Here is a 26,003-nt window from a genome sequence, read left to right as displayed (position 1 = left end):
GCGGCGGGTCGGCCCTCTCACATTTGACAGTGCGTCAGTACACGACCTCATGCGCTCAAACAGAACCGCTCAATCAACTGCCGCAGTATCTTCACGGTCGGATCAATACGATCCATCGCCAGGAATTCGTCCGGCTGGTGCGCCTGATCGATATCGCCGGGACCGAGAATGAGGGTCTGCATGCCGAGCTGGTTGAGATACGGCCCTTCGGTCGCGAAGGCGACGCTGCCGGCGCTGTACCCGGTGAGCTGTTCACAGGCCTGAACCAGCGGTGCATTGGCGGCGGTATCCAGCGGCGGAACGCCGGGGAACAATGGCAGATACTCGATCTGGATCTGTTGTTCGGCGGCAATAATTTTCAGCCGCGCGTTGATCTCGGCGCGTAGCGCATCAGGATCCATGCCGGGCAGCGGGCGGATATCGAATTCCAGCGCGCAGGTACCGCAAATCCGGTTGGGGTTATCGCCGCCATGAATGCAGCCGAGATTCATCGTGGGGACCGGCACAGAAAATAGCGGATTCTGCCAGCGTCGTTGCCAGTCACTTCTCAACGCGACCAGCTCGCCAATAACGCTGTGCATGGCCTCCAGCGCATTGCGGCCGAGTGAGGGGTCGGAGGAATGGCCGGCCTGACCGGTGATTTCCACGCGCTCCATCAGGATGCCCTTGTGCACCCGGATCGGTTTCAATCCGGTCGGCTCGCCAATCACCGCATGACGAGCGTGGTGCAGGCTGCTCGCGACCAGCGCCCGGGCACCGGTCATGGAGCTTTCTTCATCAGCTGTCGCCAGTATGATCAGCGGCTGGCGAAACGGCCGGTCCAGATAGCTCTTCACGGCTTCGATGATAAGCGGAAAAAAGCCCTTCATATCGCAGCTGCCCAAGCCGTACCAACGGCCATCCGCTTCGGTCAGAGCAAACGGGTCCATGTTCCAGCGTTCGGGATTGCAGGGTACGGTGTCGGTATGTCCGGCCAGCACCAGCCCGCCAGGTCCGCTGCCGAGTATCGCCACCAGATTGGCCTTGCCCGGCTGGCCTTCGATAGCCTGGATTTCGCAGGAAAAGCCCAGCTCCTCAAGCCAGCCTGCCAGAAGGTTGATCACCTCCATGTTGGACTGGTCATGCTCCGGCTGGGTGCAGCTTATGGACGGGGCTTTTAGCAGCGCTTCGAACTGCGCCTTGAGAGAGGGTAAACCCATGTGTGGCTCCTGGCGTGTGGTGTCGTTACGTCGCGGTCGCGTCGTCCAGCCAACGACCCAGAGCGGGGCGACGATCAGACGAGGCGCGATGAAACGGCAACACACCCTGGCGACGTAAGCTGAGCAGTCAGGTTACGTCACCGGGAGCGGCGAGTCAGCCGAAGATGCCAGTCAGGATAAAGAAGAACAGGATCGACAACGCGGCGCCGGCCGGCAGAGTGACCAGCCAGGAGCTGAAAATACGGCCAATAACGTGCAGGTTCAGTGCACCGATACCCCGCGCCATGCCTACGCCGAGAACCGCACCGACCAGCGTGTGGGTGGTGGACACCGGCAAGCCAATTGTGGAGGCGCCAACCACCGTAGCAGCGGTGGCCAGTTCAGCAGCGAAGCCGCGACTGGGTGTCAGTTCCGTGATGTGCTTGCCGATAGTGGCGATTACGCGATACCCATAGGTAGCGAGGCCGACGACGATACCCGCAGCACCCAGCAGCAGAATCCAGCCGGGCACCAGAGTGGTTTCGCCCATCTGGCCGCCGCTCTGCAACACGCCGACAATCGCAGCGAGGGGGCCCACCGCATTGGCCACATCGTTCGAGCCGTGGGCGAATGCCATGGCGCAGGCGGTGAAAATCATCAGCACCGCAAAGACCCGCTCCACGCTGGCAAAGTAAAAGTTCTTGTCAGCTTCAGGGTCAATCTTGATGCGTGACAGGAGAACCAGGCCCAGGCCAGTGATCAGCAGTCCAACCAGCGTAGCCAGTGCGAGCGCCTGCCAGCCCGAGATATCCAGACCAACGTGCTTGAGGCCCTTGGTCACTGTCATCAGGGTTACCAGGAAGCCCACCGCAAACATGTAAAACGGTACGTAGCGCTTGGCGTTGAGGAAGGGTTCTTCGGTGTTCAGAATCAGCTTGTGGACGCTGAGGAAGATACTGAAAGCGATGACGCCGGAGAGCAGCGGGGAAATCACCCAGCTCGAAACAATGGGCACAACGCCGGCCCAGTTCACGGCATCAACCGAGACACCCACTGCACCGAAGCCAATCACCGCGCCGATAATCGAGTGGGTGGTCGATACCGGCCAGCCGCGTGTGGACGCGATGAACAGCCAGGAACCTGCGGCGAGGAGTGCTGCCAGCATGCCGAATACCATCTGCTCGGGGCTGATCATGCTGGAATCCAGGATGCCGCTTCTTACCGTCTGGGTGACTTCGCCGCCCGCCAGGTAGGCGCCCAGAAATTCGAATACGATGGCGATCATGATCGCCTGCTTGATAGTCAACGCCCGGGAGCCGACCGACGTTCCCATGGCGTTGGCGACATCATTGGCACCTACGCCCCATGCCATGAAGAAACCGAAAAGGCAGGCAAGGATCAGCAGCACGGTGCCGTATTCTGCGATGAGGGTCATAATTGAAATGCTCTGTTGGTGTGCGTGTAAGGGCTGGTCTTCGGGACTTCTGCCGTTTCGTTGAGCTGAAACGGCAACATCCTTAGCGGGCCATCAATAATTCCAGGCGATTTCCAACGCGTTGTGCCCGGTCTGCCACGTCACCAATCCATTCGATGATCTTGTACAGAAACATTACGTCTACTGGAGGGAGATCCTTTTCCAGCTGATACAGCTCTGCGCGCAACTTGATCTGCAAGTTGTCGGTTTCGTGCTCGATACGATCGAGTTCATCAATCAGCTTTTCAACCAGGGTTACTTCGCGGCCGGAGAAGCCTGTTTCCAGCAATTCGTCGAGCTCGTTCATCGCGCGCAAAGCTTGCGCTGCTGCGTCTACTGAACGACTGACAAAAGCTTTGAAACCGGCCTGCAAAGGCCCTGGAATGGTCATCCTGCGGCCCAGCATCAGGCCGGCGATATCCTTGGCGCGGTTGGCTACTTTGTCCTGTACACTCAGCAGTTCCAGCAGGTCCGAACGCGGCACTGGCAGAAACAGACTCTTGGGCAGGTGTACGCGGACATCTTTTTTCAGCTTGTCTGCGGCGCGCTCCAGCTCGGCGATTTCCTGCTGGATACGTTCGGCCTCGATCCAGTCATCTGCGATAACGGCGTCGATAAAGTCGTTCAACTTCGCGGCGCACTCATGAGCCTTGGCAATATGCAATTGCATGGGGCCGATAGGCGAGCGACCGAACAGGCTTAGAAAAGGATTGTTGGGCATGAAGGCTCCAAGGCTTTTTAAGGCCGCAAATTATAGATGGTGATCCCCGCCACGTCACCCAAGCGGTTCGACGTCGCGTCCGGCGAAACTATACAGAGAATTACCATGGTCAAAGAGACAGAAATCAAACTCCGTGTAACGCCCAAAACCCTGGCGGCACTGCGTAAACACCCGCTGTTAGCCGAGCGGCTATCCGGCGAATGGCATTCCGGTCCCCTGTACAACCAATACTATGACACCGCTACACGGGATCTTGCCGCAGCCAAGGTTGCCTTGCGACTGCGACGCGATGGTGATCAGTATATACAAACGTTGAAAAGTCGCGGTCAGAGCGTCGCCGGTCTGTCCGAACGCAACGAGTGGGACTGGCCGCTGAACCAGGATCATCTGGATCTCTCGCTGCTGGACGACAGCTGTTGGCCACAGGCGCTGGCCGATCTGGATCTGAGCCAGCTGCAGCCCTTGTTCACCACTGATTTCCAGCGCACCCGAGCGATGATCAAGTGGGAGCGCGAAGGCGAGCCGGTTGAAGTGGAAGTGGCGCTGGACGAAGGCAAGGTCATAGCCGGTGAGCATGAGGAGCCGATTTGCGAGCTCGAGCTGGAGGTGCGCCAGGGGCCGGCCGTCGCCGTGCTTGAGCTGGCAGCACGCCTCGCCGCCGACCTGCCATTGATGCCTTGCGACATCAGCAAGGCCGAGCGCGGTTACCGACTGTTCGATCCGGCCAGTTATGCACTCAAGCCAGCCTTTGCCCAGTGGAGCGCCGAGTCCACGGTGGACGAGGTCATTGCTGGCGCTGGTTGGCAACTGCTGGGGCACACCCAGCGGTTGGCTGAACAATATCGCCACACCGGGCAATGGAAGTTGTTCCGCGATCTGACTACCCATCTCGGTGTATTGCGCGCCTATTTTGGCGTGTTCGATCTGGCCCTGCCGCGCTCTGCCGGCCAATCCTTTGTACAACCGCTTGATCAACTGGTCGGTGCATTTCGCCCGCTGGCCCTGGCTGGCTGGGCCGATGACGAAGAAGGGCAGGCCGTGCGCGACAAAGCGCCTGCATTGTTCGATGAAGTGATTCAGGATCGCGCCTGGGGTGAACTATTCATATCGCTGGCTTTGTGGCTGCACCAATCCGGCTGGAAACAGGCGCGCCCGCCGCGCGGCGACAAGATCGGCGCGCTGGCAGTGCCGCGCTGGCTGATTGCGGCGGTCGCCAAGGAAATCCAGAGTCTCGTCGTGCCCCACCACAATGACCCGGATTCGGCGGTCAGCGAGTGGATGGATCAGCAGCCGCGGCTGGGCCGGTTGTATTTGCTGCTGTCCGGTTTCCGTCAGTTACTGGAAGTGCCCGAAGCTGATCGCCTGTTCGGTGAACTGAACAAATTACAGGCTTTGCTTGAACAGTACCCGCTGATTGATGCAGAACAGCGACCGGCCCTGCTGGCTGCGCTGCGCAAGCAGGGGCAGCGTTTGCGCCGGTTGGATGCCTGGAGAGAGCTCAACAACTGAGAGCCGAAGCCGGAAAGGGAGAGACGGATGCTGCATCTGAAGGAACTGGCGATAGCTGAAAGTGACCGCTTGCTGGACCTGACCGACCTGCTCAAGGCGTTGGTGGGGCAGGGGCGGATGGATATCGACACGGCCGAGCAACTGAGCACGCTACGGCGCTCTGCTGTTGGTGAGACCCAGTCGCTGCATCCGCTCGAGTTTATCGCCACGCAGCATCTCGACGATCTCTCCCGGCCGGGCAAAGAGCTTGACCTGGAAAGCCTCAGTCGCTGGCTCGCCGCCGAGGCGGGTCAGCCGTACTATCGCATCGATCCGCTGAAGATCAACGTCGCCGAGATCACGCCGCTGATGTCCTTCGCCTTCGCGCAGCGGCACAGGATCCTGGCGGTCGAGGTCAATGAGCGCCAGGTAACCATTGCCAGCGCCCAGCCCCTGGTAACCAGCTGGGAAGCCAATCTTAACCACGTGCTCAAGCGCGAGATACTGCGCGTCGTGGCCAGCCCGGCAGACATTCAACGTTACTCGCTGGAATTCTACCGCCTGGCACGCTCGGTCAGCGGCGCCAACAACAGCGAGCAGAAGAACACCAGTATCGGCAACTTTGAACAGCTGCTGAACCTTGGCAACATGAGTCAGGAGCCCGATGCCAACGACGCCCACGTCGTCAATATTGTCGACTGGCTGTTCCAGTATGCCTTCGAGCAGCGTGCCAGTGACATTCATATCGAGCCGCGCCGCGAGACCGGCAGTGTCAGGTTGCGCATCGACGGTGTGCTGCACACTGTCTACAGCTTCCCACTGCAGGTGGCAGTGGCGGTGGTCAGTCGGCTGAAAACGCTGGGTCGGATGAATGTGGCGGAGAAGCGCAAGCCACAGGACGGTCGTGTGAAGACCAAATCGCCGCAGGGCAATGAAGTCGAGTTGCGGCTTTCCACCTTGCCGACGGCCTTTGGCGAAAAGATGGTTATGCGGATCTTCGATCCGGACGTCCTACTGCGCAGCTTTGATCAGTTGGGGTTTTCCGCCGAGGACAAACGCCGCTGGCAGCATATGGTTGGCCAGCCCAATGGCATCGTGCTGGTAACCGGCCCCACCGGTTCCGGCAAGACAACCACCCTGTACACCACCCTGAAAAAGCTGGCGACACCTGAAGTAAACGTCTGCACGGTGGAGGATCCGATCGAGATGGTTGAGGAAAGCTTCAACCAGATGCAGGTCCAGCACAATATCGATCTCAATTTCGCCAGCGCGGTGCGCGCGCTGATGCGCCAGGATCCGGACATCATCATGATCGGCGAGATTCGCGATCTGGAAACCGCTGAGATGGCGATTCAGGCGGCGCTGACGGGGCATCTGGTGCTGTCTACCCTGCATACCAACGATGCGCCCAGCTCGGTCAGCCGTCTGATTGAACTCGGCGTGCCGGCCTACCTGATCAAGGCAACGCTGCTGGGCGTCATGGCCCAGCGTCTGGTGCGCACCCTGTGTCCGCACTGCAAGGTCCCGACGCAGGTGGATGCCGCGGCCTGGCGCGAGCTGACCCGACCCTGGAATGCGCCGCTGCCGGCCAATGCGCACAGCCCGGTTGGCTGTCCGGAATGCCGGGAAACCGGCTATCGGGGCCGAGCCGGTGTGTATGAGCTGATGCCATTAAGCGACAGCCTCAAGCCGCTGGTGCAGTCGGATATCGACCTCAACGCACTGCGTCGCCAGGCCTACAAGGAAGGCATGCACAGCCTTCGTCTGTCAGGCGCGCAGAAAGTCGGGTCCGGTTTGACGACGATTGAAGAAGTGCTTCGCGTGACGCCAACCAGCCAGCAAAGCTGAACGATCAGCGCTGGCAGTCTGGCAAAATCGCCGCGAACGGCCGAGCCGGCTGCTTGTGGCGACCCCCTATCCATCCCTAGAATGCCGGCGTTTGCCGCTAACGAGTCCGTATTCATGAACTACCGCCACAGCTACCACGCCGGCAATCACGCTGACATTTTCAAGCACGCCGTTCTGTTGCGCATGGCGACGCTGATGCAGCGCAAGGAAACGCCGTATTGTTATCTGGACAGCCACGCCGGCACGGCAATGTATGACCTGGAAGGGGAGGCTGCCGGGAAAACCGGCGAATACCGAGACGGGATCGCCCGCCTGTGGGAAAGGGATGACCTGCCGGATATGTTTGCCGATTTGCGCCGCGCTGTAGCCACGCACAACCCGGACGCAGCCTTGCGCTATTACCCGGGTTCACCACAGTTGATTGCCGACGCGCTACGCGACCAGGACCGCATGATCCTCAGCGAGCTGCATCCGGAAGACGCGGCCACCCTGCGCGAGCATTTCAGTCATGACTCGCGCATTGCTGTGCACCAGCGCGATGGCTACGAGCTGGCCAAGGCCTTTCTGCCGGTCGCCGAGAAACGTGCCCTGTGGTTGCTGGATCCGCCCTTCGAAAAGGAAAACGAGCTGGCGCGCTGTCTGGCCTCGATGCAGACCGCGATCCAGCGTATGCGCCAGACTGTCATCGCGCTCTGGTACCCGATCAAGGACCAGCGTCTGCTACGGGATTTCTACCGCCAGATTGGTGACTCCGGACTGCCCAAGGTGCTGCGCGTGGAGCTGAATGTGCGTCCGCCTGATAACCAGCTCGGTCTGAACGGTTCCGGTCTGATGTTGGTGAACCCGCCCTGGCCGCTGTGGGAAGAGCTGGACACCGCCTTGCCATGGCTGGCAAAGGTCCTGGCGCAATCCGGTGAAGGGGAATGCCGGATGGATTGGTTGGTCGGTGGGCCCTAAGCCCGCGCCCGGACTGGGCGCAGGCTGGACAGCAGGTCAGTCTTCCAGCTTGAAGGTCAGACCAGCGTGCTCGGTCAGCCGCTTGATAAGCCGCTCGCCCATGGCTGGGGCAGTGGTCCAGATACCGCCGGCAGTATCGGTGGCATCGCGAACCAGGCATATTGCACTTTCGGCAATCATGCGTGATGTCGAGCCGTAACCAGGATCACGCTTGCCAGACACGCTGGCCTTGATGGTCTTGCCGTCATCGGACTCGCCGATGAACAGAATGTCGTAATACCCGTTCTCGCGCTCCTCTGCAGTCGGGCCTTCGCCGGGTTTCGGGGCCTTGTCGCTGGACAGCGAACGGTCCGATGCCACGGCCTCGGCCATGGCTTTTCCCTGATCGCCAGGGCCGGTCAACAGCATTTCGTCATAGACGAAGTTCTCACCGTAGGCGTGGCCGAGCAGTGCGTTCGAGCGGTGCACATTGCGTGTGTTGATCGCCGCCATGATGAAAGGCGCTGCCCAGCTATCCAGGCTCTCGTCATATTCCGGCTTGCTCGCCGGCGGCTGCTCGGGCCCGGTGAAACCCGGCGCCAGCGCAAAGTGATTACTGAGCAGCTGATATATTTCCGGATTGGCCTTGGCCGCCGCCATGGTCGCTTTCAGACTGGCCGCAGTTCCTCCAGAGAAGGTGCCTTTCATTTTCCGTACCCGGCCCTTGACCCGTGACGCCGGCGAGCCGAGCTGCTCATTTGCGGCCTGCTGCAGAAAGTAGACGCCCAGATCGAATGGGATCGAGTCGAAACCGCAGGAGAATACGATGCGCGCCCCGCTAGCCCTGGCGGCGTCGGCATGCGCGTCGATCATCTGACGCATCCAGGCTGGTTCGCCACATAAATCCACATAATCGGTGCCGGTTTCCGCGCACGCAGCCACCAGTTCGGAGCCATACAGCTGGTAAGGTCCGACGGTTGTCAGGACCACGCGAGTGCGCTCGACCATTGCATAAAGGCTGGCGGGGTCGCTGGTATCGGCGACCACCAGAGGCGTTCCCTGCGGAGCGCCGATCTCGTCGCGCACGGCGGCCAGCTTCTGCCCATTACGGCCCGCCATCGCCCAGCGCAATGCCTTGTCGTCGGCATATTCCTGCGCCAGGTATTCAGCGACGAGACGGCCCGTATAGCCCGTCGCCCCATAAACCACTACGTCGAATTCCGGTGTTTTTCGCATTTCCGGCTACCCTGTCAGATACGGTTGATGTCGGCTGTCTGCCGTGTCGAGACAATAGTCTGGCACAGCCAGGTGTTTCGTGGCGCGTCTGTTGTTTGGCATAACAGGTGATTTTGCGTCAGAGCAGGCGTAACAGCTGCGTGTGAAAGGCTTCAAGCGCAATTCATTTTCCCGATCGAGGGAACATTGCCGAGCCGAGGGTGGTCAAGAACATTGTAAAACACCACTTCGCTGATTCGATTTAGGAGCAAGCACATGGTAGCTGCGAATTTGGATAAGGCCGCTGATTCGGTAAAGAAAACCGTAAACAGCGAGGAAAGTTCGAAGGAAATCGATTCTGGTAAGGACGCGGTCATGGCCGCTTTCGACAAACTGATGGAGGCCAAGTCGCATTTTCTGCACGCTGCGGAAACGTCTGGCCTGGACCTAAAACACGGAGCATCGGATCAATTTATGAAAGGCAGAGAACAAGCACAAGCACAAATCCAGCAGTACACCGGTCAAGCTACCAGCTTCATCCGGGAAAAGCCCCTGACCTCGCTCGGCATCGCCTTTGCAGCCGGTTTCGTTGTCTCCAAGCTATGCACTAAATCCAAATGAGCGAGATCCCGGATGAGTCCAGGCCGGGCGAAGGCGAGACGGCAACAGGTGAGGCGGATCTGCAGACGGAACTGAAAGCACTGGCCGAATGGGCCAAGCATGCTGCCCTGACCGGAAAGGATCTGGGCAAGCTGGCTTTCACGGAAATTCGCCTGACCATGGCCGAAAGCGGACGGATTGCCGTTCTCGGTCTGGCCATGCTGCCCCTCGCCATGCTGGCCTGGATAGGTTTATCGGTCCTGCTCGGTTGGTGGGCCTATGTGCCCAGCCAGTCGGTAACCCTGGGGTTGGTGGCGTTCCTTGCAGTACAGATCATTCCGATGCTGATTATGCTGACGATGATCAAGAGCTCCAGCAAGAACCTTGGCTTAACGACGACCAAGCAGCATATTCACGCGTTCAGACAAGGAATCAAAGATGGCGCGCAAAGACCTGATCAATGAGGTCAAGCAGATCAACGAGCGGCTCAAACTCGAAAGGGGATTGCTGAAGCTCGAGGGGATGCAGCGGATGGCGTTTCTGAAACGCCAGTCGCCGCTCTGGATTCTTGGCGGCGGACTGGCAGTCGGGCTGGCTGCAGGTCTGTCCGGCACTCTCGGACGCAAGAGTCTGCTGGCATTCAGCATTGAAGGCCTGCGATTGTGGCGTATCGCCACGTTGTGGATGCCCTCATCCTCATCGGCGCTGGAAGGCGATGCATGACCGACGAGAACGGCAGGGAGCCGTTCGCTGACCACCGCGCCCCAGCCCCGATTGATCCTGAAGCTCAGCTAGACCCGATTGCTATTCCCGCCTCCCAGCCCGGAACGGTTTCTCCGACCGTCTGGCTGGTGGGGCTAGCGGCTGTCTACACGCTTTATTTCGCCAAGACGCTGTTGATGCCCATAGTGGTAGCGATGCTGTTTTCGTTATTGCTCGGCCCGCTGGTTACCGGCCTCAAGCGCATTTACGTTCCGCGGACGGTGTCTGCGGTCGTCATCATGGCCGTGCTGCTTGGCCCCTTTACCCTGCTTGTCATGCAGCTGACTGAGCCTGCCCAGAAATGGGCAAAGCAGTTGCCTGACCTGTCCGAGCAGCTCACCGAGCGGCTGGATGAATTTACCGACAGCCTTCAGTCTGAACGCAAATCTGCGCCGACCACGCCGTCACCTCCACCGGCGCAAGCCGAAGAGGAAGAAGACAGAGGCTTTCGTTTGTTTGGCTGGTTCCGAGGGGATAAGGAAGAGGAGCCCGAACCGGAACCGCCCCCGGTCGTAGTCGAACCGCCGTTGGAGGAGGACGACCAGGTAAGCGCCCGCATACGGCAGGGTGGCATGGAAGCGGTGATTTCCGTGCTGAGCGCGACTCCGCTGGTGCTTGCCCAGCTTGTGACCAGCGTGATCCTGATACTGTTCCTGTTGATTTTCGGGCCCAACCTGTTTGCCGCCTTCGTCGATGTGTTTCCGCACGCCCGGGACAAGCGCATGACGATCATGCTGGTGCGCGAGATCCAGCGTGAGCTGTCGCGTTATATCCTGACAGTGAGCATCATCAATAGCTGCCTGGGCCTGGTAACCGGCGGCGCCTTGTGGCTGTACGGCGTGGAGGACGCGATGCTCTGGGGGGCGCTGGTGGGCCTGGCAAACTTTGCCCCCTATGTGGGTCCGATCCTGGCGATGATCATATTGGCGATAGCCGGGTTGGTGCAGTATGGGCCGGAGCTTGCAGCACTGATGCCGGTGCTGATCTTTTTCTGTATCAATCTGGTCGAGGCGCAGTTCGTGACGCCAATCATGCTTGGCCGCAATATGCGACTCAATCCGCTGGTAGTCATGGTCTGGCTTATTCTGTGGGGCTGGATGTGGGGCGCGGTGGGTGTCCTGCTGGCGGTGCCGCTGCTGGTATGCCTGAAGCTCGCGGCCGCACGCATGAACATTCTGCCGGACTGGGTGCGGGTGATCGAAACCCGGGCTTGATAAGCCCGGGTCGATAAGCAGTGCCTCAGGCTGGCTCGGGCGCGCGACTGACCAGAGCCAGCGCCGAGATGATCAACAGGCCACCCAGCAGCATGCGCAGCGTCGGCTCTTCGCCGAACAGATACCAGGCAAACAGAATGCCGTACACCGGCTCGAGTGCGAAGAACAGGGATGCCACACGTGCCTTGAGCACCGTCAGGCTGGCAACGAACAATCCATGCGCCAGGCCGGTGCAGAACAGCCCGAGCAGGGCCAGCCATACCCAGTCCAGCGCATCGATTTTCACCAACGCAGTACTGGTGAATGGCAGCAGGCAAATAAAAATCACGATGTTTTGCCAGAATGCTACCTGTACCGCATGGAGGTGCCCGCTGGTCAGACGATTGCCGACTGATACCGCAGCGAAGCAGAAGCCCGACAGGATGGCCCATAGCAGACCGGTCGTGGCGCCGTGAGAGAGATCAAGCGCCGGGGCGACCAGTACCAGACCGATACAGATCAAGCCCACCTTGAGCAGATCGCGCGGGCTGGGTTGTTCGCGCCAGAAGATCATCTCGAGAATGACCACAAAGGCCGGGAAGCTGGCGAACCCCAGGGTGCCGATGCCAACGCCAGCGATCTTGACCGCGTGGAAGAAGGTCAGCCAATGCACGCCGAGAAAGAAACCGCACATTGCCAGCTGCAGGAATCGCTGCCGCGTCACGCCACGCAGTATCGGACGAGTAAACAGGCGGGCGAAGAGAAATAACGCGCCCACGGCAAACAGCGCCCGGCCGAATACGATCACCATCGGGCCGGCCTGGATCAGCTTGCCGAATATGCCGGTCAACCCGAACATCAATGCTGCGACATGCATGCTCAGCAGGGCGCGACTATGGGTCATCGGCATCATGCTGGGCAGAATGTGCGCAGGGCGACGGGATCATTCATCGTTGCTTCCCGGAAAACGATAGCTTTCGCTCGCGTCTGACTCGCGGATGATGCGGCCCGCGCGCAGATCCCGATAAACCGAGGCGCGCATGATCATCATCGAGGTAACCGGCGCGGTTAACAGCAGAAAGGCCGAGATCAGCAGCTCATGCAGCACCAGTCGAGTTTCCAGCCCGCTGAAATAGAGCATGGAGGCGAGCAGGACGCAGCCGGTACCGAGCGTGATGGTGATGGCCGGGCCGTGGACACGCTGGTAAAAGCTGGGCAATCGCAGCAGGCCGAGGGCGCCAATCAGGATGATCAGACTGCCCAGCAGCAATAGCAGCACGAAGGGGACAGCCAGCCAGAGCGGAAGATCGATATTTACCACGCTCATTCAATGATCTCCCCGCGGGTAAGAAACTTGGCCAGTGCAATCGAGGAAACAAAACCGGTCAGGGCGATCAGCAACGCCATCTCGAAATACACATCATTGGCAAAGCGAATGCCCATCACAAGCGCCAGGATCATGCCGCACATCCACAGCGTATCCAGCGCCAGCACGCGATCCTGGGCACTAGGCCCAAGTAGCAGCCGGATGGCGCAGAACAGCATGGCCAGCATGGTGCAGCCCTGGGCGAACAGAATGGTCAGGGTCAGCAATGTCGTCATGGGTTGCCCTGTTCGAAGATTTCAATGAGTGGTTGTTCGTAGCGGGTCTTGATCATCTCGACCCACCAGTTGGCGTCGTGCAGGTCAAACACGTGCAGAGCCAGGTCATTGCTGTCCGGCATGATCTCCACCCAGACTGTCCCCGGGGTTGAATTGATGATGCACGACAGAACCGCCAGCCCGTAAGGGTCGCGCAAATCCAGCGGAATACGTATGAACTGTGAGTTCAGATGCTCGTGTCGGGTAAACAGAATGATCCGGCTGACGTTGAAACTGGAGCGGATGATTTCCTTCAGCGACCAGCCGGCCAGCCGAAGCATCACCATCGGCTTCTTCACGACCACGGTGAATGGCCGCAGCGGGCGGGACAGAATGGGCGCGGCAATGGCCAGCAGCGCGCCAATTAGCAGCTGCCCCGGGGAAAGGCTCTGATTGAGCAGTAACCACATGATCAACAAGGCCGCCGAGAGGATCGGCGATGGCAGCCAACGGCTCATTCCCTGCCCTCCGAGTTGACGACGCCGGGGACCGTTGGCGCGGACAGCACCCGCTGGGTGTAATCGGCAGGGTGATGCAGACCGATCGACACGCGGTCCAGATAGCTGCGCAGTGGCCCGGCCTGAACCGTGATCACCACGCAGAGAAACAGCAGGCCGGCTACTGCGCCTGCCTCGGTCAGCTGCAAGCGCGGCGGGGTGGATTCGGTCGCCCAGAAGGTACGTACGCCATAGCGCATCAGAGAAATGATCGCCGCCAGTCCGGACACAATGATCAGTGCCATCAGCATCCAGGCTGCCAGGTTGCCGGTGTCTGCTGTCAACGCGGACAAACCGTAGGGGTTGAGCATGGCATGGAACAGGCTGAACTTGGCGATAAAGCCGGACAGCGGCGGCAGGCCCGCTATGATCAATGCGCAGGCAAAGAAGGCCAGGCCGAGGAACGCCATCGCCGCGGGTATCGGTACGCCGGCCGAGTCGGCTTCCTCGGGTGCATCGCCAATCGCAAACGCCTCCATAGTTAGTGCCAGCATGGCGGCACTGGGCTTGCGGATACGGTCGATCAGTTCGATCAGCATGACCAGCGCGGCGACCGCCAGCGTCGAACTGAGCAGATAGAACAATGCAGCGCTGATCACGTTGGGCTGGCCGTAGCCAATGGCGGCAAGCAAGGTCCCGGAGGAAATGATCGCGCTGTAGCCTGCCATGCGGCCCAGCTCCTGGCTCGCCAGCAGCCCGATGCTGCCAAACGCGATGGTTACCACGCCGATAACCAGCAGAGCGTTGGCGCCCAACGCACTGGCGACGCCGGCATGATCGGCAAATACCAGAAGCCATAACCTGAGCAGAACATAGACGCCGACCTTGGTCATCAGTACCAGCATGGCTCCGACGGGGGGCGAGGCCGCCGAGTAAGTGGTCGGCAGCCAGAATCCCAGCGGCCACACAGCGCTCTTGGTGAGGAAGGCCACCGCAAGAATGGCTGCGCCGGTCTCCAGTAACAATCGATCAGTAGGCGTCAGCCCGGTGAGCCGCGTGGCCAGGTCGGCCATGTTCAATGTGCCAGCTGCAGCGTAGATCAGTGCTACGCCGATCAGAAAAAAGAAGGAAGACACCAGGTTGATCACGATGTACTGCATGCCCGCGCGCACCCGCGCGGCATTGAATCCATGCAGAACCAGACCGTAGGAAGCGGCCAGCATGATCTCGAAGAACACGAACAGGTTGAACAGGTCGCCCGTCAGGAAAGCGCCGTTGATACCCATCAGCAGGAACTGGAACAACGCATGAAAATGCACGCCGGTGCGGCTCCAGCGGGCGTAGGCATAGAGCAGCGAAGCCAGCGCTATGACGGCTGTGAGCAGCAGCATGGTGGCGGCCAGGCGGTCGGCCATCAGCGCGATGCCGAAGGGCGTAGCCCAGTTGGCCGCGAGGTAGACGCCGATGTCCCGTGGCCAATGTTCGGTGTCAGTCAGGTAGACCAGCGCCGCCGCGTTGGCCAGCAGCGCCAGGCAACTGATCAGGTTGATGGTGAACTTCAGCTGATGGCTGCGCTGGTTGATGATAACCAGCGCTGCAGCACTCAATAGCGGTAGCAGTATGGGCGTCAGCAACAGCTGGTCCAGCCAGTGGCTGCTCATACGTCCGGCTCCCGGCCTTCCACATGGTCCGTGCCGGTCATCCCGCGTGAAGCAAGCAGTACCACCAGGTACAAGGCGGTCGTAGCGAAGCCGATAACGATGGCCGTGAGCACCAGCGCCTGGGGCACCGGGTCGGCGTACAGCGCGGGATCAATCGGGCCTTCTTCGAGGGTGAGCGGCGGCAGATTGATCGACAACCGGCCCATGATGAAGATGAACAGGTTGACGGCGTAGCTCAGCAGCAACAGCCCGGTTATGACCTGAAACGTCCGGGGGCGCAGGATCAGCCAGACGCCCGAACCGAACAGCACGCCAATGGCGATGGCGATGACGACTTCCATTAAAGGATCTCCTTGCTGGACGGCGCTGATTGCACTGATGTTCCGACAGGTACCCGGTGGCTGCGCACCGACTGGTGGGCAAGGGCGATGAGGATCAGCATGGTGCTGCCGACGACCACGCAAAACACGCCCAGGTCAAAGAGGAATGCGCTGGGTAGGTGCACTTCGCCAAAGACAGGAAGGTCAAGGTGCGCTGTATGGCTGGTCAGGAAAGGATAACCGAGCAACCAGGCGCCCAGCCCCGTCGCTGCGGTGAGTGCAAGCCCGGCAGCAATCCAGCGGTGCGGCTGCAGGCGCAGATTCGCTTCGACCCAGGCGGTGCCGGCCAGCATGTACTGGATGATAATGGCTACCGAAAGGATCAGGCCCGCGACGAAGCCGCCACCTGGCAGATTATGTCCGCGCATGAAGAAGTAGGCGGCCACCACGCCAAAGATCGGTAGCAACAGGCGCAGGTATACGCTCGGCACCATCAGGTAGCCACTGTTGGCCTGTTGTGCCGGCGTCTGGCGGGTCGCCGGATCAATGCTGTTGGCCTGCTGCGCTGGTATCGGGATGCTTTCAGGGGCGGGGCGGAATCGACGCAGCAGCGCATAGACCGTGAGCGCCACAATGCTCAGCACGGCAAGCTCACCGAAGGTATCGAAGCCTCGGAAATCAACCAGCAGCACGTTCACCACATTGCTGCCGCCGCCTTCGCTGAGCGCGCGCTCAAGGAAGAAATCGCCTATGTTGCTACCAGTCGGATGCAGCAGTACCAGATAGCTGAGCGCAGCCATCCCGGTGCCCGCGACCACTGCGAGGATGAAGTCCCGGGTGCGTCTGGTGCGTGCCATCCGGTTTACCCTGGCCTCGGTTTCTCGGTTCAGAATGCGCGGCGGTAGCCAGCGCAAGCCAAGCAGGATCAACACAGTGGTCACGGTTTCGACCATCAACTGGGTCAGTGCCAGATCGGGCGCTGACAACCAGAGAAAGGTGATGCTGACGACTATGCCTGTACCGCCGACCAGCATCAGTGCAGCCAGACGGTGATATTTGGCTTGCCAGGCGGCGGCCAGCGCGCAGGCACAGCCCACCATCCACATGGCAGCAAAGGGCAGGTTGAGCGTCTCGGGTGTTTTCAGATCCCAGCCATGCGGCACTATCCAGCTAACGGTCAGCGCAACAAACACGCCGGCCAGCATCATCAACAGGAGCTGCGGTTGCAATCGACGCGTACCAAGCAGCTTTTCAAGCCGCGCTGAGAGAGCCATCAGTTCGAGCATGGTGCTTTCATAGGCCTGCTTGCCGTTGAACCGGTGCAGAAACGGCACGCTGTCGCGCTGGGTCAGCCCGAAGCGGGTACGCAGCAGAGCGTATAGCACTACGCCTCCGGCCAGCGCGATCAGACTCATCAGCAACGGCATATTCAGCCCATGCCAGACGGCCAGGCTGTAGGTCGGCGTTTGCACGCCCAGGACCGCTTCGACAGCGTTGTGCAGCAGCGGGCCGATGGTCAACGCAGGCACAACACCGACGATCAGGCAGGACAGCACCAATAGCTCGACCGGGAGGCGCATCCAGCGTGGCGGTTCGTGCGGCGTACTGGGTAAATCCACCGCCGTCGGGCCGAAGAACACGTAGATGAAACGCAACGAGTAGGCGACGCCAAAGATGCCCATGGCGATGGCAACCAGCGACATCCACCAGTTGCTGTCAGAACCGACTTGAAGTGCTTCGGCGAAGAACATTTCCTTGGAGATGAAACCGTTGAGCAACGGCACACCGGCCATGGCTGCGCTGGCGACAATGGCCAGCGTGGCGGTATGCGGCATGGGACGGTAGAGCCCGCGTAACCTGCGCATGTCGCGGGTGCCGCACTCGTGATCGATGATGCCGACCGCCATGAAAAGCGAGGCCTTGAAGGTGGCGTGGTTAACCGTGTGGAAGATCGCCGCCACCATCGCCAGTGGCGTTCCGATGCCCAGCAGGGCGGTGATCAGGCCCAGGTGACTGATAGTCGAATAGGCCAGCAACCCCTTGAGGTCATGCTGGAAAATGGCTATGAAAGCGCCGATCAGCATGGTGCAGATGCCGGCGCCGCCAATGATCCAGGCCCACTCCGGCGTGCTCGCCAATACCGGCCAGAGCCGCATCAGCAGGAATATGCCAGCCTTGACCATGGTCGCCGAATGCAGAAAAGCCGAGACGGGCGTGGGCGCGGCCATGGCGTGCGGCAGCCAGAAGTGGAAGGGGAATTGCGCACTCTTGGTTAATGCGCCCAGTGCAATCAGTACCAGCGTGGTCAGATACAGCGGATGGTTGCGGATCGTGTTTCCGGAGGCGAGTACCACATCGAGATTGTAACTACCGACGATATGCCCGAGCACCAGAACCCCGGCAAGCAGACAGAGGCCGCCGGTTGCGGTAACCGTAAAGGCCATGCGCGCGCCGCGCCGCGCATCGGCGCGGTGGTGCCAGTAACCTATCAGCAGAAACGACATCAGGCTGGTCAGCTCCCAGAACATGACCAGCTGGATCAGGTTCCCTGAAAGCACAATGCCGAGCATCGCGCCCATGAAGGCCAACAGGAACGCGAAAAAGCGCGGGACAGGATCCTTCGGCGACATGTAGTAACGCGCATAGAGCACTACCAGCAAAAAGATACCGAGTATCAACAGGCTGAAAAGCCAGGCCAGACCGTCCATGCGCAGGATGAAATTGAGGTCCTGCCCGGGCAGCCATTCAGCGGTAAAACGCACCACCTCGCCGTTACCGATAGCCGGCAACAGATACAAGGTAATGCCAAACCCGATGAGCCCTACCAGGCCAGCCAGCCACGCTTCGGTATTGCGAGCGTTGGCCGGCAGAAACGCCGCGACGACACTGCCAAGAAAGGGTGCGAGGATGAGGATCAGTAACAGCATGGCTACTCAGGAAAGAATGGTTCAGTGCCGTGTCTGGCAATCGGCGACATGCCGGGCCCTGCATGGTACGCGCGGTGCGCTGACCGTACGGCCATAATCAAGCGACCGAAATTACCATCTCATCCGGAAATTACGCAACGTATTGATCTTCCGGGCATTCCTGCAGTCATGCGAAACGACCGGTCGATTCACGAGCGAGGCGGCATGCATACACCTGTCCCGCCGATACCGCAGTAACCGCCCGGATTTTTATCAAGATATTGCTGATGGTAACTTTCGGCATAGTAGAAGCTTTGAGCCGGAACAATTTCGGTGGTCGTGTCCGGACGGCCAGCGGCGGCCAGTGCCTGGGAGAACAGCGTGCGACTGGCTTCGGCAGCCTCGCGCTGAGCCTCGTCAGTGAGGTAGATACCTGAGCGATACTGAGTGCCGGCATCATTACCCTGGCGCATGCCCTGCGACGGATCATGGCCTTCCCAGAACACTTTGAGCAGGTCATCAAGGCTAACCCGCTGCGGATCAAACACCACAAGCACCACCTCATTGTGGCCGGTCATGCCCGAACACACCTCTTCGTAGGTCGGGTTGGGCGTCACCCCGCCGGCATACCCCGCTGCCGTGGTATACACACCCTCTAGTTGCCAGAACAGGCGCTCGACGCCCCAGAAACAACCCATGCCAAAAATGATGTGCTGCATGCCATCAGGGAAGGGCGGCTTGATAGGCGTACCGAGAACGGTATGGGTCTCGCTCGTGGGAATCGGCCTATCGCGGCCAGGCAAGGCTTCCTCTGCAGTGGGTAGGCGCATCTTATGTTCGGGAATGCTGCGGAAGAACATGGGCAGGCTCCTGCTGAGGACTTGAAAAGGGACGATCGCGACATGATCTCGCCGGACCGGGGCAGTGTCCAGCGCAAAGAGCCGGATGGACTCAGCCTAGCACCTGAGTCAGTAATTCCGATGGGACGTCGCCCATGGCCACAAAATGCCCGTTGAGCCAGGATTCCCGTGTGGGATAGGCGAAGCGTCGGCCATCCAGTCCGATCACCTGTCCGCCTGCGCCTTCGACAACCGCCTGTGCAGCAGCGGTGTCCCATTGGCTGGTGGGAGCCAGCCGCGGATACAGATCAGCCTGACCTTCGGCAACCAGACAGAATTTCAGGGAGCTACCGACGCTGACCTGCTCGATCTGCTGCAGCGTTTGTATGCGCGACAGCATGGCTTCCTGTTCCGGGCTTGAATGGCGACGACTGGCGACTACCACGAGTGGGGTAGCGGCGGGCCGGCAATGGATGGGTTCGGCGGGTTCGTTGCCTAGCTGGCGCCATGCGCCCAGGTCTTTTCCGCCCCAGTAGAGTGTGTTGCGGGCTGGCGCGCCAACGATGCCGAGCACCACCTGGCCGTTGTCAATCAGGGCAATATTGACGGTGAATTCGTCAGTACCGGCGATGAATTCCTTGGTTCCGTCGAGCGGATCGACCAACCAGAAGCGCTGCCAGCTCATACGCTCGGCCAAGGGTGCGTCAGTATCTTCTTCAGACAGCACGGGAATGTCGGGTGTCAGCGCATGCAGGCCGGCGACGATCATATGGTGCGCAGCCAGATCGGCGGCAGTCACTGGCGAGTCATCCGGTTTGTCAGTTACTTCAGGATTGTGTCGCCACCACTCGAGCGTGCGATCGCCAGCCCGACGGGTCAGGGCGCAGAGTTCCTCAACGCTTGTGGGGAGGGTCATCGCTTCAGCTCGCCGCGCTGTTCAAGCAGATCGCGCACCAGATACAGTCCGGCCAGAGCGCGGCCCTCGCTGAAGTTTTCCATCGCGGTCAGCTCTGACAGCGCATAGAGATCCACCCAGTCCACCCGTATCGGCTCGGGTTCGTCACCGGGTAAACGTTTTTCATAGAGGTCGCGTGCCAGCACTACGGAAATTTGCTGGCTCATGTAACCCGGAGACAATGAAAGATGGGTCAGCAATTCGAGTCGCTCGGCACCGAAGCCGGCTTCTTCCATCAGTTCGCGATTGGCCGCATCGAGAACGTCTTCGCCCGGCTCGACGAGTCCTTTAGGCACCGATAACTGGTAGCTGTCGAGGCCGCCGCAGTACTCCTCGATCAGCAGTGCGGTGCGGTCGTCCTTCAATGCAATGATCATGACCGCGCCATAACCCTGACCTTTGTTGATCAGGCGTTCATAGGTGCGTTCCACGCCATTGCTGAAGCGCAGCTGGACTTGCTCCACGGTAAACAGCCGGCTCTTGGCAACGATCCGGGCGTCGAGTGTCTCGGGCTTCTGCGGCATGGGGGCTCCGTGGTGGACTGATCAAGGCTTGGGTATCATAGCGGCACATGCCGCAAAGCCCAACCGCCGATGCTTAACTGGAACGAGATCGACACCGTCCTGCTGGATATGGACGGAACCTTGCTGGACCTGCACTTTGACAACCATTTCTGGGTGGAATATCTACCGCGTCGCTATGCCGAACATCACGGTCAGCCCGTGGAGTGGGGCAAGGCAGAAATATATCCGCTAATGGCTGAAAAACAGGGCCAGCTCGACTGGTACTGTCTGGATTTCTGGACCCGCGAGCTGGGCGTGCCGATCGTCGAGCTCAAGCGGGAGATCGCGCATCTGATCCGCTTGCGTACGGATGCCGAAATCTTCCTCAAGGCGCTGCAGAAGAGTGGTCGGCAGGTGGTCCTCATCACCAATGCACACCGCGATTCGCTGTCTTTGAAAATGGAGCGTGTCGAGCTGATGACCTATTTCCAGCGGCTGATCAGTTCCCATGATTTCGGCTTTCCCAAGGAGGCGCAAGCCTTCTGGCACGCCTTACAGGACGAAGTGCCCTTCGATCCGCAGCGCACCCTGTTCATTGACGACAGCCTGAATATCCTGCGTTCGGCCCGCGATTACGGCGTGGCGCATCTGCTGGCGGTCCGCCAACCGGATAGCCGCGGCGCGTTGCGCGATACCGAGGAATTCGACGCGGTCGATGACTATTCGGTGCTCACTGAGGCGCTTGGTCCCCGGAGCGGGTAGGGGAACAGCCTTTCCCTGCATGGGGTCAAAAGCTCACCTGGTTTGAGTGAGGTTCCCATGCGCAATGATACAGGCGGTACACCACCACCGAGTCGTTCGCTGCTATACGCGCTGCCCATCGGCGTTGGGGTAATGGCCGCGGTAGACGAAATCATCTTCCACCAGATCCTGCAGTGGCACCACTTCTACGATCTGGCTACCCCGACCATCGGCATAATCACCGACGGGTTACTGCATTCCGCCGAGCTGATCGCCATGGTGGCGGGGCTCTTTCTGATCGTCGGACTGGCGCGTCGGGGTGTGTTGTTCAGACGCTGGGCCTGGGCCGGTTTCTTTCTGGGCGCGGGCGGCTTTCAGGTGTTCGATGGCATTGTCAGTCACAAGGTGCTGCGTATCCATCAGATCCGCTACAACGTTGACCCGCTGATGTACGACATCGTCTGGAATGCGATCGGTTTGATACTTATCGCCATCGGCCTGTGGCTGTATCGGCAGGCGAGCCGTAACCCGGTTGGCGCTGGTCGCACTACGGGGTATTGAGCGTGTTTGCCTGGTTCGCCTCGGGCTTGATCATCATCCTCGGCCTTGCCTACCTGGGCGCCGCTATGCAGCAGTGGCGGGCAGGGCGCAATTGGAGCCTGTTGCGCGTGACTGCCTGGCTGGCCGGATGTCTGTTGTTGGTCCAGGCGTTGGCGCCGGGGGCCATGCTGCTGGCGCACCACGATTTTCGCTGGCACATGGCGCAGCATCTGGTGATTGGCATGCTGGCGCCCCTGGCGTTGGTCTTGGCAGCGCCGATCACATTGTTGCTGCGCTCGCTACCGGTCAGCGCCGCGCGCAGGGTCACAACGCTACTGCGCAGCGCGTACGTCAGGTTCATCTCACATCCATTGGTTGCGCTGATACTGAATGTTGGCGCGATGTGGCTGCTGTACCTCACGCCGTTGTATCTGGCGTCACTGGAGTCAGCCTGGTTGCACGCGTTCGTGCATATCCACTTTCTACTGGCGGGATATCTGTTCTGCTGGTCGGTGCTCGCCGGGCCGGATCAGGCGGCGCATAGCCCGAGCTTCCGGTGCCGGATCGCCGCGCTGTTCCTTTCAATCGCGGCACATTCGGTCCTGGCCAAGCTGATGTACGGTTATCTATGGCCACGCAACGTGCCGCACGACCCTGAGCAAATCAGGGCGGCGGCGCAGCTGATGTATTACGGAGGGGATTTTGCCGAAGTGCTATTGCTTGTCGCCTTGTTCGCGATGACCTTTAGCAGGCGCGGCAATACGCGGCAGGCAGATGTGCGGGCTAACGCTAACGGCTAGCCCGCGACCGATCAGCCCTTGCCCTTGGTGCGGGTCTGGTTGGGGCGGCCGTTCTTCTCGATGTATTCGATGATCAGGCCGGCTACATCCTTGCCTGTTGTGGTTTCGATGCCTTCAAGCCCGGGCGAAGAATTCACTTCCATGACGACCGGGCCGTGATTCGAGCGCAGAATATCCACGCCCGCCACGTTCAGCCCCATCACCTTGGCCGCACGCACTGCAGTCATGCGTTCTTCAGGAGTGATCTTGATCAGGCTGGCGCTCCCGCCCCGGTGCAGATTGGAGCGAAACTCGCCGGGCTTGGCCTGACGTTTCATTGAGGCGATAACTTTGTCGCCAACGATCAGGCAGCGAATGTCCGCGCCGCCAGCCTCGCGAATGTATTCCTGCACCATGATATTGGCCTTCAGGCCCATGAAGGCTTCCAGTACGGACTCGGCAGCCTGTTCGGTCTCGCACATGACCACACCAATGCCCTGGGTGCCTTCCAGCAATTTGATGACCAATGGCGCGCCGCCAACCATGCTGATCAGATCGGGGATATCATCGGGGGAATGCGCAAAGCCGGTCACCGGCAGACCCACGCCCTTGCGCGCCAATAGCTGCAGAGAGCGCAGTTTATCCCGTGAGCGGCTGATGGCGACGGACTCATTCAGCGGAAACACACCCATCATTTCGAACTGTCGCAGCACCGCCGCACCGTAGAAGGTAATCGAGGCACCGATGCGCGGGATGATCGCGTCAAAGGCCTCAAGCTCCTCACCCTTGTAGTGAATCGAAGGCTTGTGGCTCGTGATGTTCATATACGCGCGCAGCGTATCGATAACCCTGACCTCATGACCGCGCTCGCGACCAGCCTCTACCAGGCGGCGGGTGGAATACAGGTTGGGGTTGCGCGACAGTACCGCAATTTTCATGATTATTCGTTCAGCCTTCAGAGATTTTGGAAGTTTGGGGCTTGTCCTGTACGAAGCGTACCCCTGGATTGATGACCAGTTGGCCGTCGAGCATTGCGCGACAGCCAATCAACACCCGATAACGCATTTCCTTGCGGCAAGTCAGGGTGAATTCCACTGACCAGGTCCTGTCGCCCAGTACCATCGGCGTGCGAATGACGCAGCGCTCCTGCATATGACCGTTGGAACTCTTGATTCGTTTGGTATCGATGAGAGGTGCTTCGCAGGCTTGCTTGTGTGGCTTGTGCAGGCTGCCGGCATGGGCATTGAAACGTACCCAGGGCTGGCCGTCGCGCTCGAAATGTTCGATATCGCTGGCATGCAATGCCGATGTTTTCGCGCCGCTGTCGACCTTGGCGATCAACTGGTTGATACCCAGCTCCGGCAGGCCGATCCATTCACGTAGACCTATCACGGTGAGGTGATCAAAGGTTTTCAATGGCGCTACCTCATTTTACGGCCCGGATGGGGCGCATCATGGGGCAACTCATGAATTACCACAAGACTGTTAAACTGACGTCGTGAGTATAGGAAGCGCTGAACAATTCCTTGCGCTCTCTGGCTATCAGGCTGGTTCGCAATCGAGGCGCGGTTTTGAAGGCATGCCGGGGCCTGTCGAGAAACCGCAACGACGAGTGCGGGCCGGCCTGACAGCCCCGAAGGGCGCAGCCTGAAGCGCGCACCTGCTGCGTTGTGCCTCTTGTTAAGGGCTACGGCCATTAACTGCGAAGCACGCCTTGCATCTGCACGCTTCAGGTCACGCAGAGAATGCAAGGAATTGTTCTGCGCTTCCTTAGTTATTCGACAGCTGGAATCGAGGTCTGAATGAATGCAGGACACTGACAGGATTCGTCTGGATAAATGGCTTTGGGTCGCCCGTTTCTACAAGACCCGAGCGCTGGCCAAGGCGGCGATTGAAGGCGGCAAGGTGCAGGCCCAGGGTGAGCGGTGCAAGCCCAGTAAAGAACCGCGAGTCGGCGACGTCTATGAGGTACGTCAGGGTTTCGATACCCGCACGGTAGTAGTGCGACAGCTAAGCGGGCAGCGGCGAGGCGCGCCCGAGGCGCAACTGTTATATGAAGAGACGCCGGAGAGTATCGAGAAACGCGAGACGGCCGCAGCGCAGCGCAAAGCGATGGGCGCCGGCGGCCTGATCAGCGAGCATCGTCCGACCAAGAAGCAGCGCCGGCAGATCCATAACTTTCGCGACGAGCGCAATGCATCCGCCGACGACTGATTGGTATACTTCGCTGTTTTGAAAAGGCCGAAAATCATGCAGCTTCAGGACGTTTCCCAGCGTTTTCTATTTGAGCAGGCGGACGTGCGCGGCGAGCTGGTATCGCTCGACCAGAGCTACCGCGAGATTCTCGCGAAACATCCCTACCCGGAATCCGTCAAATCGCTGCTTGGCGAGTTGCTGGCCGCAGCGGTGTTGCTATCCAGCACCCTGAAGTTTGAAGGGCTGCTGGTTCTCCAGGCGCGTTCCTCCGGTCCGCTCTCGACGCTGATGGTTGAGTGTTCGAGCAACCAGGAGGTACGCGGCATCGCCCGTTATGCCGACTCGCTAGAAGGGGAGCAACTGGCGGAGCTGATGCCGGACGGCATTCTCGCCATCACTATCGACCCTGATAACGGCCAACGCTATCAAGGCGTGGTATCGCTGCAGGGCACCACGCTGGCCGAGGCCCTGAATGGCTACTTTGAGAGTTCCGAGCAGCTGGCGACCCGGTTTCGTCTGCTTGCCGATGGGCGTATCGCCCGCGGCTTCATGCTCCAGGCATTACCCGCCGATCGGCAGACCGATACCGATGAGCGCCGTGAGACCTGGACACACCTGAACGTGCTGGCAGATACGCTGAAGCCGGAAGAACTGATGGCACTTGATAACCAGACATTGCTGCATCGTTTGTATCATCAGGAAGAGGTGCGTCTGTTTGACGCACTCCCAGTGGTATTCAAATGTAGCTGCTCAGCGGAACGATCCGGCAAAGCGCTTGTCAGTTTGGGGCGTGAGGACGCATTGGCATTGCTTGAGGAGCGGGGTGGGGAGGTCACTGTGGACTGCCAGTTCTGCAATACCCGGTACCGCTACGATCGCCAGGCACTCGATACCCTCTTCGAGGCAGCCGAAGAGCATGCGAAGGGTCTTCACTGATGCATGATGGGTTCCGATGATGTTAAACACATCGCGTTATGGATGTTGTCTATGCGTTGTCGGGGCCAAATTGAGCGCGGATGTCTTTTTTTTGGCATAATGGCGCGCCTGCGCGGTGGGCCAGCGCAAAAACC

Annotated in this window: 28 protein-coding genes; 12 read left to right on the top strand and 16 right to left on the bottom strand. The window is 59.9% G+C overall.

Features of this window, described 5'->3' with window-relative positions; translation table 11 throughout:
- Positions 1-47: 47 nt before the first annotated feature.
- From argE to G3M63_RS01030, 3 genes are all read right to left on the bottom strand, one after another.
- The gene (argE, locus tag G3M63_RS01040) at positions 48-1,199 is read right to left on the bottom strand and encodes an acetylornithine deacetylase (protein ID WP_163981624.1); all 1,152 of its coding nucleotides are present in this window, start codon (positions 1,197-1,199) and stop codon (positions 48-50) included.
- A 154-nt stretch (positions 1,200-1,353) separates the two neighbouring features.
- Positions 1,354-2,613 carry an inorganic phosphate transporter gene (locus G3M63_RS01035; protein WP_163981623.1) on the bottom strand — a complete coding sequence of 420 codons (1,260 nt, stop codon included), beginning with the start codon at positions 2,611-2,613 and terminating at the stop codon, positions 1,354-1,356.
- An 82-nt stretch (positions 2,614-2,695) separates the two neighbouring features.
- Positions 2,696-3,373 carry a TIGR00153 family protein gene (locus G3M63_RS01030; RefSeq protein ID WP_150299362.1) on the bottom strand — a complete coding sequence of 226 codons (678 nt, stop codon included), beginning with the start codon at positions 3,371-3,373 and terminating at the stop codon, positions 2,696-2,698.
- 105 nt (positions 3,374-3,478) lie between these two features.
- Between G3M63_RS01030 and G3M63_RS01025 the strand changes: the two genes are divergently transcribed.
- The 3 genes from G3M63_RS01025 to G3M63_RS01015 all read left to right on the top strand — a co-directional run bounded on the left by G3M63_RS01025 (position 3,479) and on the right by G3M63_RS01015 (position 7,666).
- The gene (locus tag G3M63_RS01025; protein WP_163981622.1) at positions 3,479-4,882 is read left to right on the top strand and encodes an inorganic triphosphatase; all 1,404 of its coding nucleotides are present in this window, start codon (positions 3,479-3,481) and stop codon (positions 4,880-4,882) included.
- Between the two features lie 27 nt (positions 4,883-4,909).
- Positions 4,910-6,709, top strand: a complete 1,800-nt coding sequence (locus G3M63_RS01020; RefSeq protein WP_163981621.1) for a GspE/PulE family protein — start codon at positions 4,910-4,912, stop codon at positions 6,707-6,709.
- A gap of 114 nt (positions 6,710-6,823) precedes the next feature.
- Positions 6,824-7,666 (top strand): 23S rRNA (adenine(2030)-N(6))-methyltransferase RlmJ, encoded by an 843-nt coding sequence (locus G3M63_RS01015; RefSeq protein WP_163981620.1) that lies wholly within the window; start codon positions 6,824-6,826, stop codon positions 7,664-7,666.
- A 36-nt stretch (positions 7,667-7,702) separates the two neighbouring features.
- Here G3M63_RS01015 and G3M63_RS01010 read toward each other — a convergent pair whose 3' ends face one another.
- Complete coding sequence (locus tag G3M63_RS01010; protein ID WP_163981619.1) at positions 7,703-8,881, bottom strand: trans-acting enoyl reductase family protein; 1,179 nt, start codon at positions 8,879-8,881, stop codon at positions 7,703-7,705.
- A 255-nt stretch (positions 8,882-9,136) separates the two neighbouring features.
- Between G3M63_RS01010 and G3M63_RS01005 the strand changes: the two genes are divergently transcribed.
- The 4 genes from G3M63_RS01005 to G3M63_RS00990 are packed head-to-tail and all read left to right on the top strand — an operon-like array spanning position 9,137 to position 11,436.
- A complete protein-coding gene (locus G3M63_RS01005) occupies positions 9,137-9,481 on the top strand; it encodes a hypothetical protein (RefSeq protein ID WP_150299367.1) in 345 nt (114 codons plus the stop codon).
- On the top strand, positions 9,478-9,924 hold the full coding sequence (locus G3M63_RS01000) for a hypothetical protein (protein ID WP_150299368.1): 447 nt from the start codon (positions 9,478-9,480) through the stop codon (positions 9,922-9,924). Before G3M63_RS01005 ends, G3M63_RS01000 begins: the two co-directional genes overlap by 4 nt.
- Positions 9,899-10,183: a hypothetical protein gene (locus G3M63_RS00995; protein WP_163981618.1), complete on the top strand. Its 285-nt coding sequence runs from the start codon at positions 9,899-9,901 to the stop codon at positions 10,181-10,183. Before G3M63_RS01000 ends, G3M63_RS00995 begins: the two co-directional genes overlap by 26 nt.
- Positions 10,180-11,436, top strand: a complete 1,257-nt coding sequence (locus tag G3M63_RS00990; protein ID WP_150299370.1) for an AI-2E family transporter — start codon at positions 10,180-10,182, stop codon at positions 11,434-11,436. The genes G3M63_RS00995 and G3M63_RS00990 overlap by 4 nt, the downstream gene beginning before the upstream one ends.
- Before the next feature lie 25 nt (positions 11,437-11,461).
- Here the strand turns inward: G3M63_RS00990 and G3M63_RS00985 are convergent, their stop codons facing one another.
- The 10 genes from G3M63_RS00985 to nudE form a co-directional block, all read right to left on the bottom strand.
- Positions 11,462-12,319: a DMT family transporter gene (locus G3M63_RS00985; RefSeq protein ID WP_163981617.1), complete on the bottom strand. Its 858-nt coding sequence runs from the start codon at positions 12,317-12,319 to the stop codon at positions 11,462-11,464.
- Between the two features lie 39 nt (positions 12,320-12,358).
- Positions 12,359-12,742 (bottom strand): monovalent cation/H(+) antiporter subunit G, encoded by a 384-nt coding sequence (gene mnhG, locus G3M63_RS00980; RefSeq protein WP_150299372.1) that lies wholly within the window; start codon positions 12,740-12,742, stop codon positions 12,359-12,361.
- Positions 12,739-13,017, bottom strand: coding sequence for a K+/H+ antiporter subunit F (locus tag G3M63_RS00975; RefSeq protein WP_150299373.1), 279 nt, complete (start codon positions 13,015-13,017; stop codon positions 12,739-12,741). Before G3M63_RS00975 ends, mnhG begins: the two co-directional genes overlap by 4 nt.
- Positions 13,014-13,514: a Na+/H+ antiporter subunit E gene (locus G3M63_RS00970; RefSeq protein ID WP_150299374.1), complete on the bottom strand. Its 501-nt coding sequence runs from the start codon at positions 13,512-13,514 to the stop codon at positions 13,014-13,016. The genes G3M63_RS00975 and G3M63_RS00970 overlap by 4 nt, the downstream gene beginning before the upstream one ends.
- Positions 13,511-15,154, bottom strand: coding sequence for a monovalent cation/H+ antiporter subunit D (locus G3M63_RS00965; protein WP_163981616.1), 1,644 nt, complete (start codon positions 15,152-15,154; stop codon positions 13,511-13,513). Before G3M63_RS00965 ends, G3M63_RS00970 begins: the two co-directional genes overlap by 4 nt.
- The gene (locus G3M63_RS00960; protein WP_150299376.1) at positions 15,151-15,495 is read right to left on the bottom strand and encodes a Na+/H+ antiporter subunit C; all 345 of its coding nucleotides are present in this window, start codon (positions 15,493-15,495) and stop codon (positions 15,151-15,153) included. Before G3M63_RS00960 ends, G3M63_RS00965 begins: the two co-directional genes overlap by 4 nt.
- Positions 15,495-18,401 (bottom strand): monovalent cation/H+ antiporter subunit A, encoded by a 2,907-nt coding sequence (locus G3M63_RS00955; protein WP_150299377.1) that lies wholly within the window; start codon positions 18,399-18,401, stop codon positions 15,495-15,497. The genes G3M63_RS00960 and G3M63_RS00955 overlap by 1 nt, the downstream gene beginning before the upstream one ends.
- Positions 18,402-18,589: 188 nt before the next feature.
- Positions 18,590-19,240 (bottom strand): peptide-methionine (S)-S-oxide reductase MsrA, encoded by a 651-nt coding sequence (msrA, locus tag G3M63_RS00950; protein ID WP_163981615.1) that lies wholly within the window; start codon positions 19,238-19,240, stop codon positions 18,590-18,592.
- Between the two features lie 91 nt (positions 19,241-19,331).
- Positions 19,332-20,135, bottom strand: coding sequence for a 3'(2'),5'-bisphosphate nucleotidase CysQ (gene cysQ, locus G3M63_RS00945; protein ID WP_163981614.1), 804 nt, complete (start codon positions 20,133-20,135; stop codon positions 19,332-19,334).
- Positions 20,132-20,698 (bottom strand): ADP compounds hydrolase NudE, encoded by a 567-nt coding sequence (gene nudE, locus G3M63_RS00940; protein WP_150299380.1) that lies wholly within the window; start codon positions 20,696-20,698, stop codon positions 20,132-20,134. Before nudE ends, cysQ begins: the two co-directional genes overlap by 4 nt.
- Before the next feature lie 69 nt (positions 20,699-20,767).
- Here nudE and yrfG point away from each other — a divergent pair, with 69 nt between their 5' ends.
- Genes yrfG through G3M63_RS00925 form a run of 3 tightly spaced genes read left to right on the top strand, consistent with a single transcriptional unit; the run spans position 20,768 to position 22,758 of the window.
- Positions 20,768-21,439: a GMP/IMP nucleotidase gene (gene yrfG, locus G3M63_RS00935; protein WP_150299381.1), complete on the top strand. Its 672-nt coding sequence runs from the start codon at positions 20,768-20,770 to the stop codon at positions 21,437-21,439.
- Positions 21,440-21,496: 57 nt separating this feature from the next.
- Positions 21,497-21,979: a DUF2243 domain-containing protein gene (locus G3M63_RS00930; RefSeq protein WP_163981613.1), complete on the top strand. Its 483-nt coding sequence runs from the start codon at positions 21,497-21,499 to the stop codon at positions 21,977-21,979.
- Between the two features lie 2 nt (positions 21,980-21,981).
- Positions 21,982-22,758, top strand: coding sequence for a cytochrome c oxidase assembly protein (locus tag G3M63_RS00925; RefSeq protein WP_218573634.1), 777 nt, complete (start codon positions 21,982-21,984; stop codon positions 22,756-22,758).
- An 11-nt stretch (positions 22,759-22,769) separates the two neighbouring features.
- Here G3M63_RS00925 and rimK read toward each other — a convergent pair whose 3' ends face one another.
- Together rimK and G3M63_RS00915 are read right to left on the bottom strand one after the other, a co-directional pair.
- Positions 22,770-23,675 (bottom strand): 30S ribosomal protein S6--L-glutamate ligase, encoded by a 906-nt coding sequence (rimK, locus tag G3M63_RS00920; RefSeq protein WP_150299383.1) that lies wholly within the window; start codon positions 23,673-23,675, stop codon positions 22,770-22,772.
- Positions 23,676-23,685: 10 nt separating this feature from the next.
- Entirely contained in the window at positions 23,686-24,153 is a 468-nt protein-coding gene (locus G3M63_RS00915) for an ATP-dependent zinc protease (protein ID WP_150299384.1), read from the bottom strand.
- A 390-nt stretch (positions 24,154-24,543) separates the two neighbouring features.
- On the opposite strand from G3M63_RS00915, the gene G3M63_RS00910 reads away from it, so the two are divergent.
- Together G3M63_RS00910 and hslO are read left to right on the top strand one after the other, a co-directional pair.
- Complete coding sequence (locus G3M63_RS00910) at positions 24,544-24,951, top strand: RNA-binding S4 domain-containing protein (protein WP_163981612.1); 408 nt, start codon at positions 24,544-24,546, stop codon at positions 24,949-24,951.
- A gap of 36 nt (positions 24,952-24,987) precedes the next feature.
- Complete coding sequence (hslO, locus tag G3M63_RS00905; protein ID WP_163981611.1) at positions 24,988-25,869, top strand: Hsp33 family molecular chaperone HslO; 882 nt, start codon at positions 24,988-24,990, stop codon at positions 25,867-25,869.
- Positions 25,870-26,003 lie beyond the last annotated feature (134 nt).

The sequence above is a fragment of the Pseudomonas sp. OIL-1 genome, assembly GCF_010669185.1.
Taxonomy (GTDB): domain Bacteria; phylum Pseudomonadota; class Gammaproteobacteria; order Pseudomonadales; family Pseudomonadaceae; genus Halopseudomonas; species Halopseudomonas profundi.
The sequence above is the reverse complement of the archived record's forward strand: the minus strand, read 5'-3'. Positions and strand labels throughout refer to the sequence as shown.

Bases quoted from the DNA above. Each gene is read 5' to 3' on its own strand.
- G3M63_RS01000 (WP_150299368.1), top strand. From the start codon at position 9,478: ATGAGCGAGATCCCGGATGAGTCCAGGCCGGGCGAAGGCGAGACGGCA.
- G3M63_RS01025 (WP_163981622.1), top strand. From the start codon at position 3,479: ATGGTCAAAGAGACAGAAATCAAACTCCGTGTAACGCCCAAAACCCTG.
- G3M63_RS01015 (WP_163981620.1), top strand. From the start codon at position 6,824: ATGAACTACCGCCACAGCTACCACGCCGGCAATCACGCTGACATTTTC.
- G3M63_RS01030 (WP_150299362.1), bottom strand. From the start codon at position 3,373: ATGCCCAACAATCCTTTTCTAAGCCTGTTCGGTCGCTCGCCTATCGGC.
- G3M63_RS00910 (WP_163981612.1), top strand. From the start codon at position 24,544: ATGCAGGACACTGACAGGATTCGTCTGGATAAATGGCTTTGGGTCGCC.
- G3M63_RS00975 (WP_150299373.1), bottom strand. From the start codon at position 13,017: ATGACGACATTGCTGACCCTGACCATTCTGTTCGCCCAGGGCTGCACC.
- G3M63_RS00985 (WP_163981617.1), bottom strand. From the start codon at position 12,319: ATGACCCATAGTCGCGCCCTGCTGAGCATGCATGTCGCAGCATTGATG.
- G3M63_RS01010 (WP_163981619.1), bottom strand. From the start codon at position 8,881: ATGCGAAAAACACCGGAATTCGACGTAGTGGTTTATGGGGCGACGGGC.
- yrfG (WP_150299381.1), top strand. From the start codon at position 20,768: ATGCTTAACTGGAACGAGATCGACACCGTCCTGCTGGATATGGACGGA.
- G3M63_RS01005 (WP_150299367.1), top strand. From the start codon at position 9,137: ATGGTAGCTGCGAATTTGGATAAGGCCGCTGATTCGGTAAAGAAAACC.
- cysQ (WP_163981614.1), bottom strand. From the start codon at position 20,135: ATGACCCTCCCCACAAGCGTTGAGGAACTCTGCGCCCTGACCCGTCGG.
- G3M63_RS01020 (WP_163981621.1), top strand. From the start codon at position 4,910: ATGCTGCATCTGAAGGAACTGGCGATAGCTGAAAGTGACCGCTTGCTG.
- argE (WP_163981624.1), bottom strand. From the start codon at position 1,199: ATGGGTTTACCCTCTCTCAAGGCGCAGTTCGAAGCGCTGCTAAAAGCC.
- mnhG (WP_150299372.1), bottom strand. From the start codon at position 12,742: ATGAGCGTGGTAAATATCGATCTTCCGCTCTGGCTGGCTGTCCCCTTC.
- G3M63_RS00965 (WP_163981616.1), bottom strand. From the start codon at position 15,154: ATGAGCAGCCACTGGCTGGACCAGCTGTTGCTGACGCCCATACTGCTA.
- G3M63_RS00990 (WP_150299370.1), top strand. From the start codon at position 10,180: ATGACCGACGAGAACGGCAGGGAGCCGTTCGCTGACCACCGCGCCCCA.
- G3M63_RS00995 (WP_163981618.1), top strand. From the start codon at position 9,899: ATGGCGCGCAAAGACCTGATCAATGAGGTCAAGCAGATCAACGAGCGG.
- G3M63_RS00955 (WP_150299377.1), bottom strand. From the start codon at position 18,401: ATGCTGTTACTGATCCTCATCCTCGCACCCTTTCTTGGCAGTGTCGTC.
- G3M63_RS00960 (WP_150299376.1), bottom strand. From the start codon at position 15,495: ATGGAAGTCGTCATCGCCATCGCCATTGGCGTGCTGTTCGGTTCGGGC.
- G3M63_RS00930 (WP_163981613.1), top strand. From the start codon at position 21,497: ATGCGCAATGATACAGGCGGTACACCACCACCGAGTCGTTCGCTGCTA.
- nudE (WP_150299380.1), bottom strand. From the start codon at position 20,698: ATGCCGCAGAAGCCCGAGACACTCGACGCCCGGATCGTTGCCAAGAGC.
- G3M63_RS00970 (WP_150299374.1), bottom strand. From the start codon at position 13,514: ATGAGCCGTTGGCTGCCATCGCCGATCCTCTCGGCGGCCTTGTTGATC.
- msrA (WP_163981615.1), bottom strand. From the start codon at position 19,240: ATGTTCTTCCGCAGCATTCCCGAACATAAGATGCGCCTACCCACTGCA.
- hslO (WP_163981611.1), top strand. From the start codon at position 24,988: ATGCAGCTTCAGGACGTTTCCCAGCGTTTTCTATTTGAGCAGGCGGAC.
- rimK (WP_150299383.1), bottom strand. From the start codon at position 23,675: ATGAAAATTGCGGTACTGTCGCGCAACCCCAACCTGTATTCCACCCGC.
- G3M63_RS01035 (WP_163981623.1), bottom strand. From the start codon at position 2,613: ATGACCCTCATCGCAGAATACGGCACCGTGCTGCTGATCCTTGCCTGC.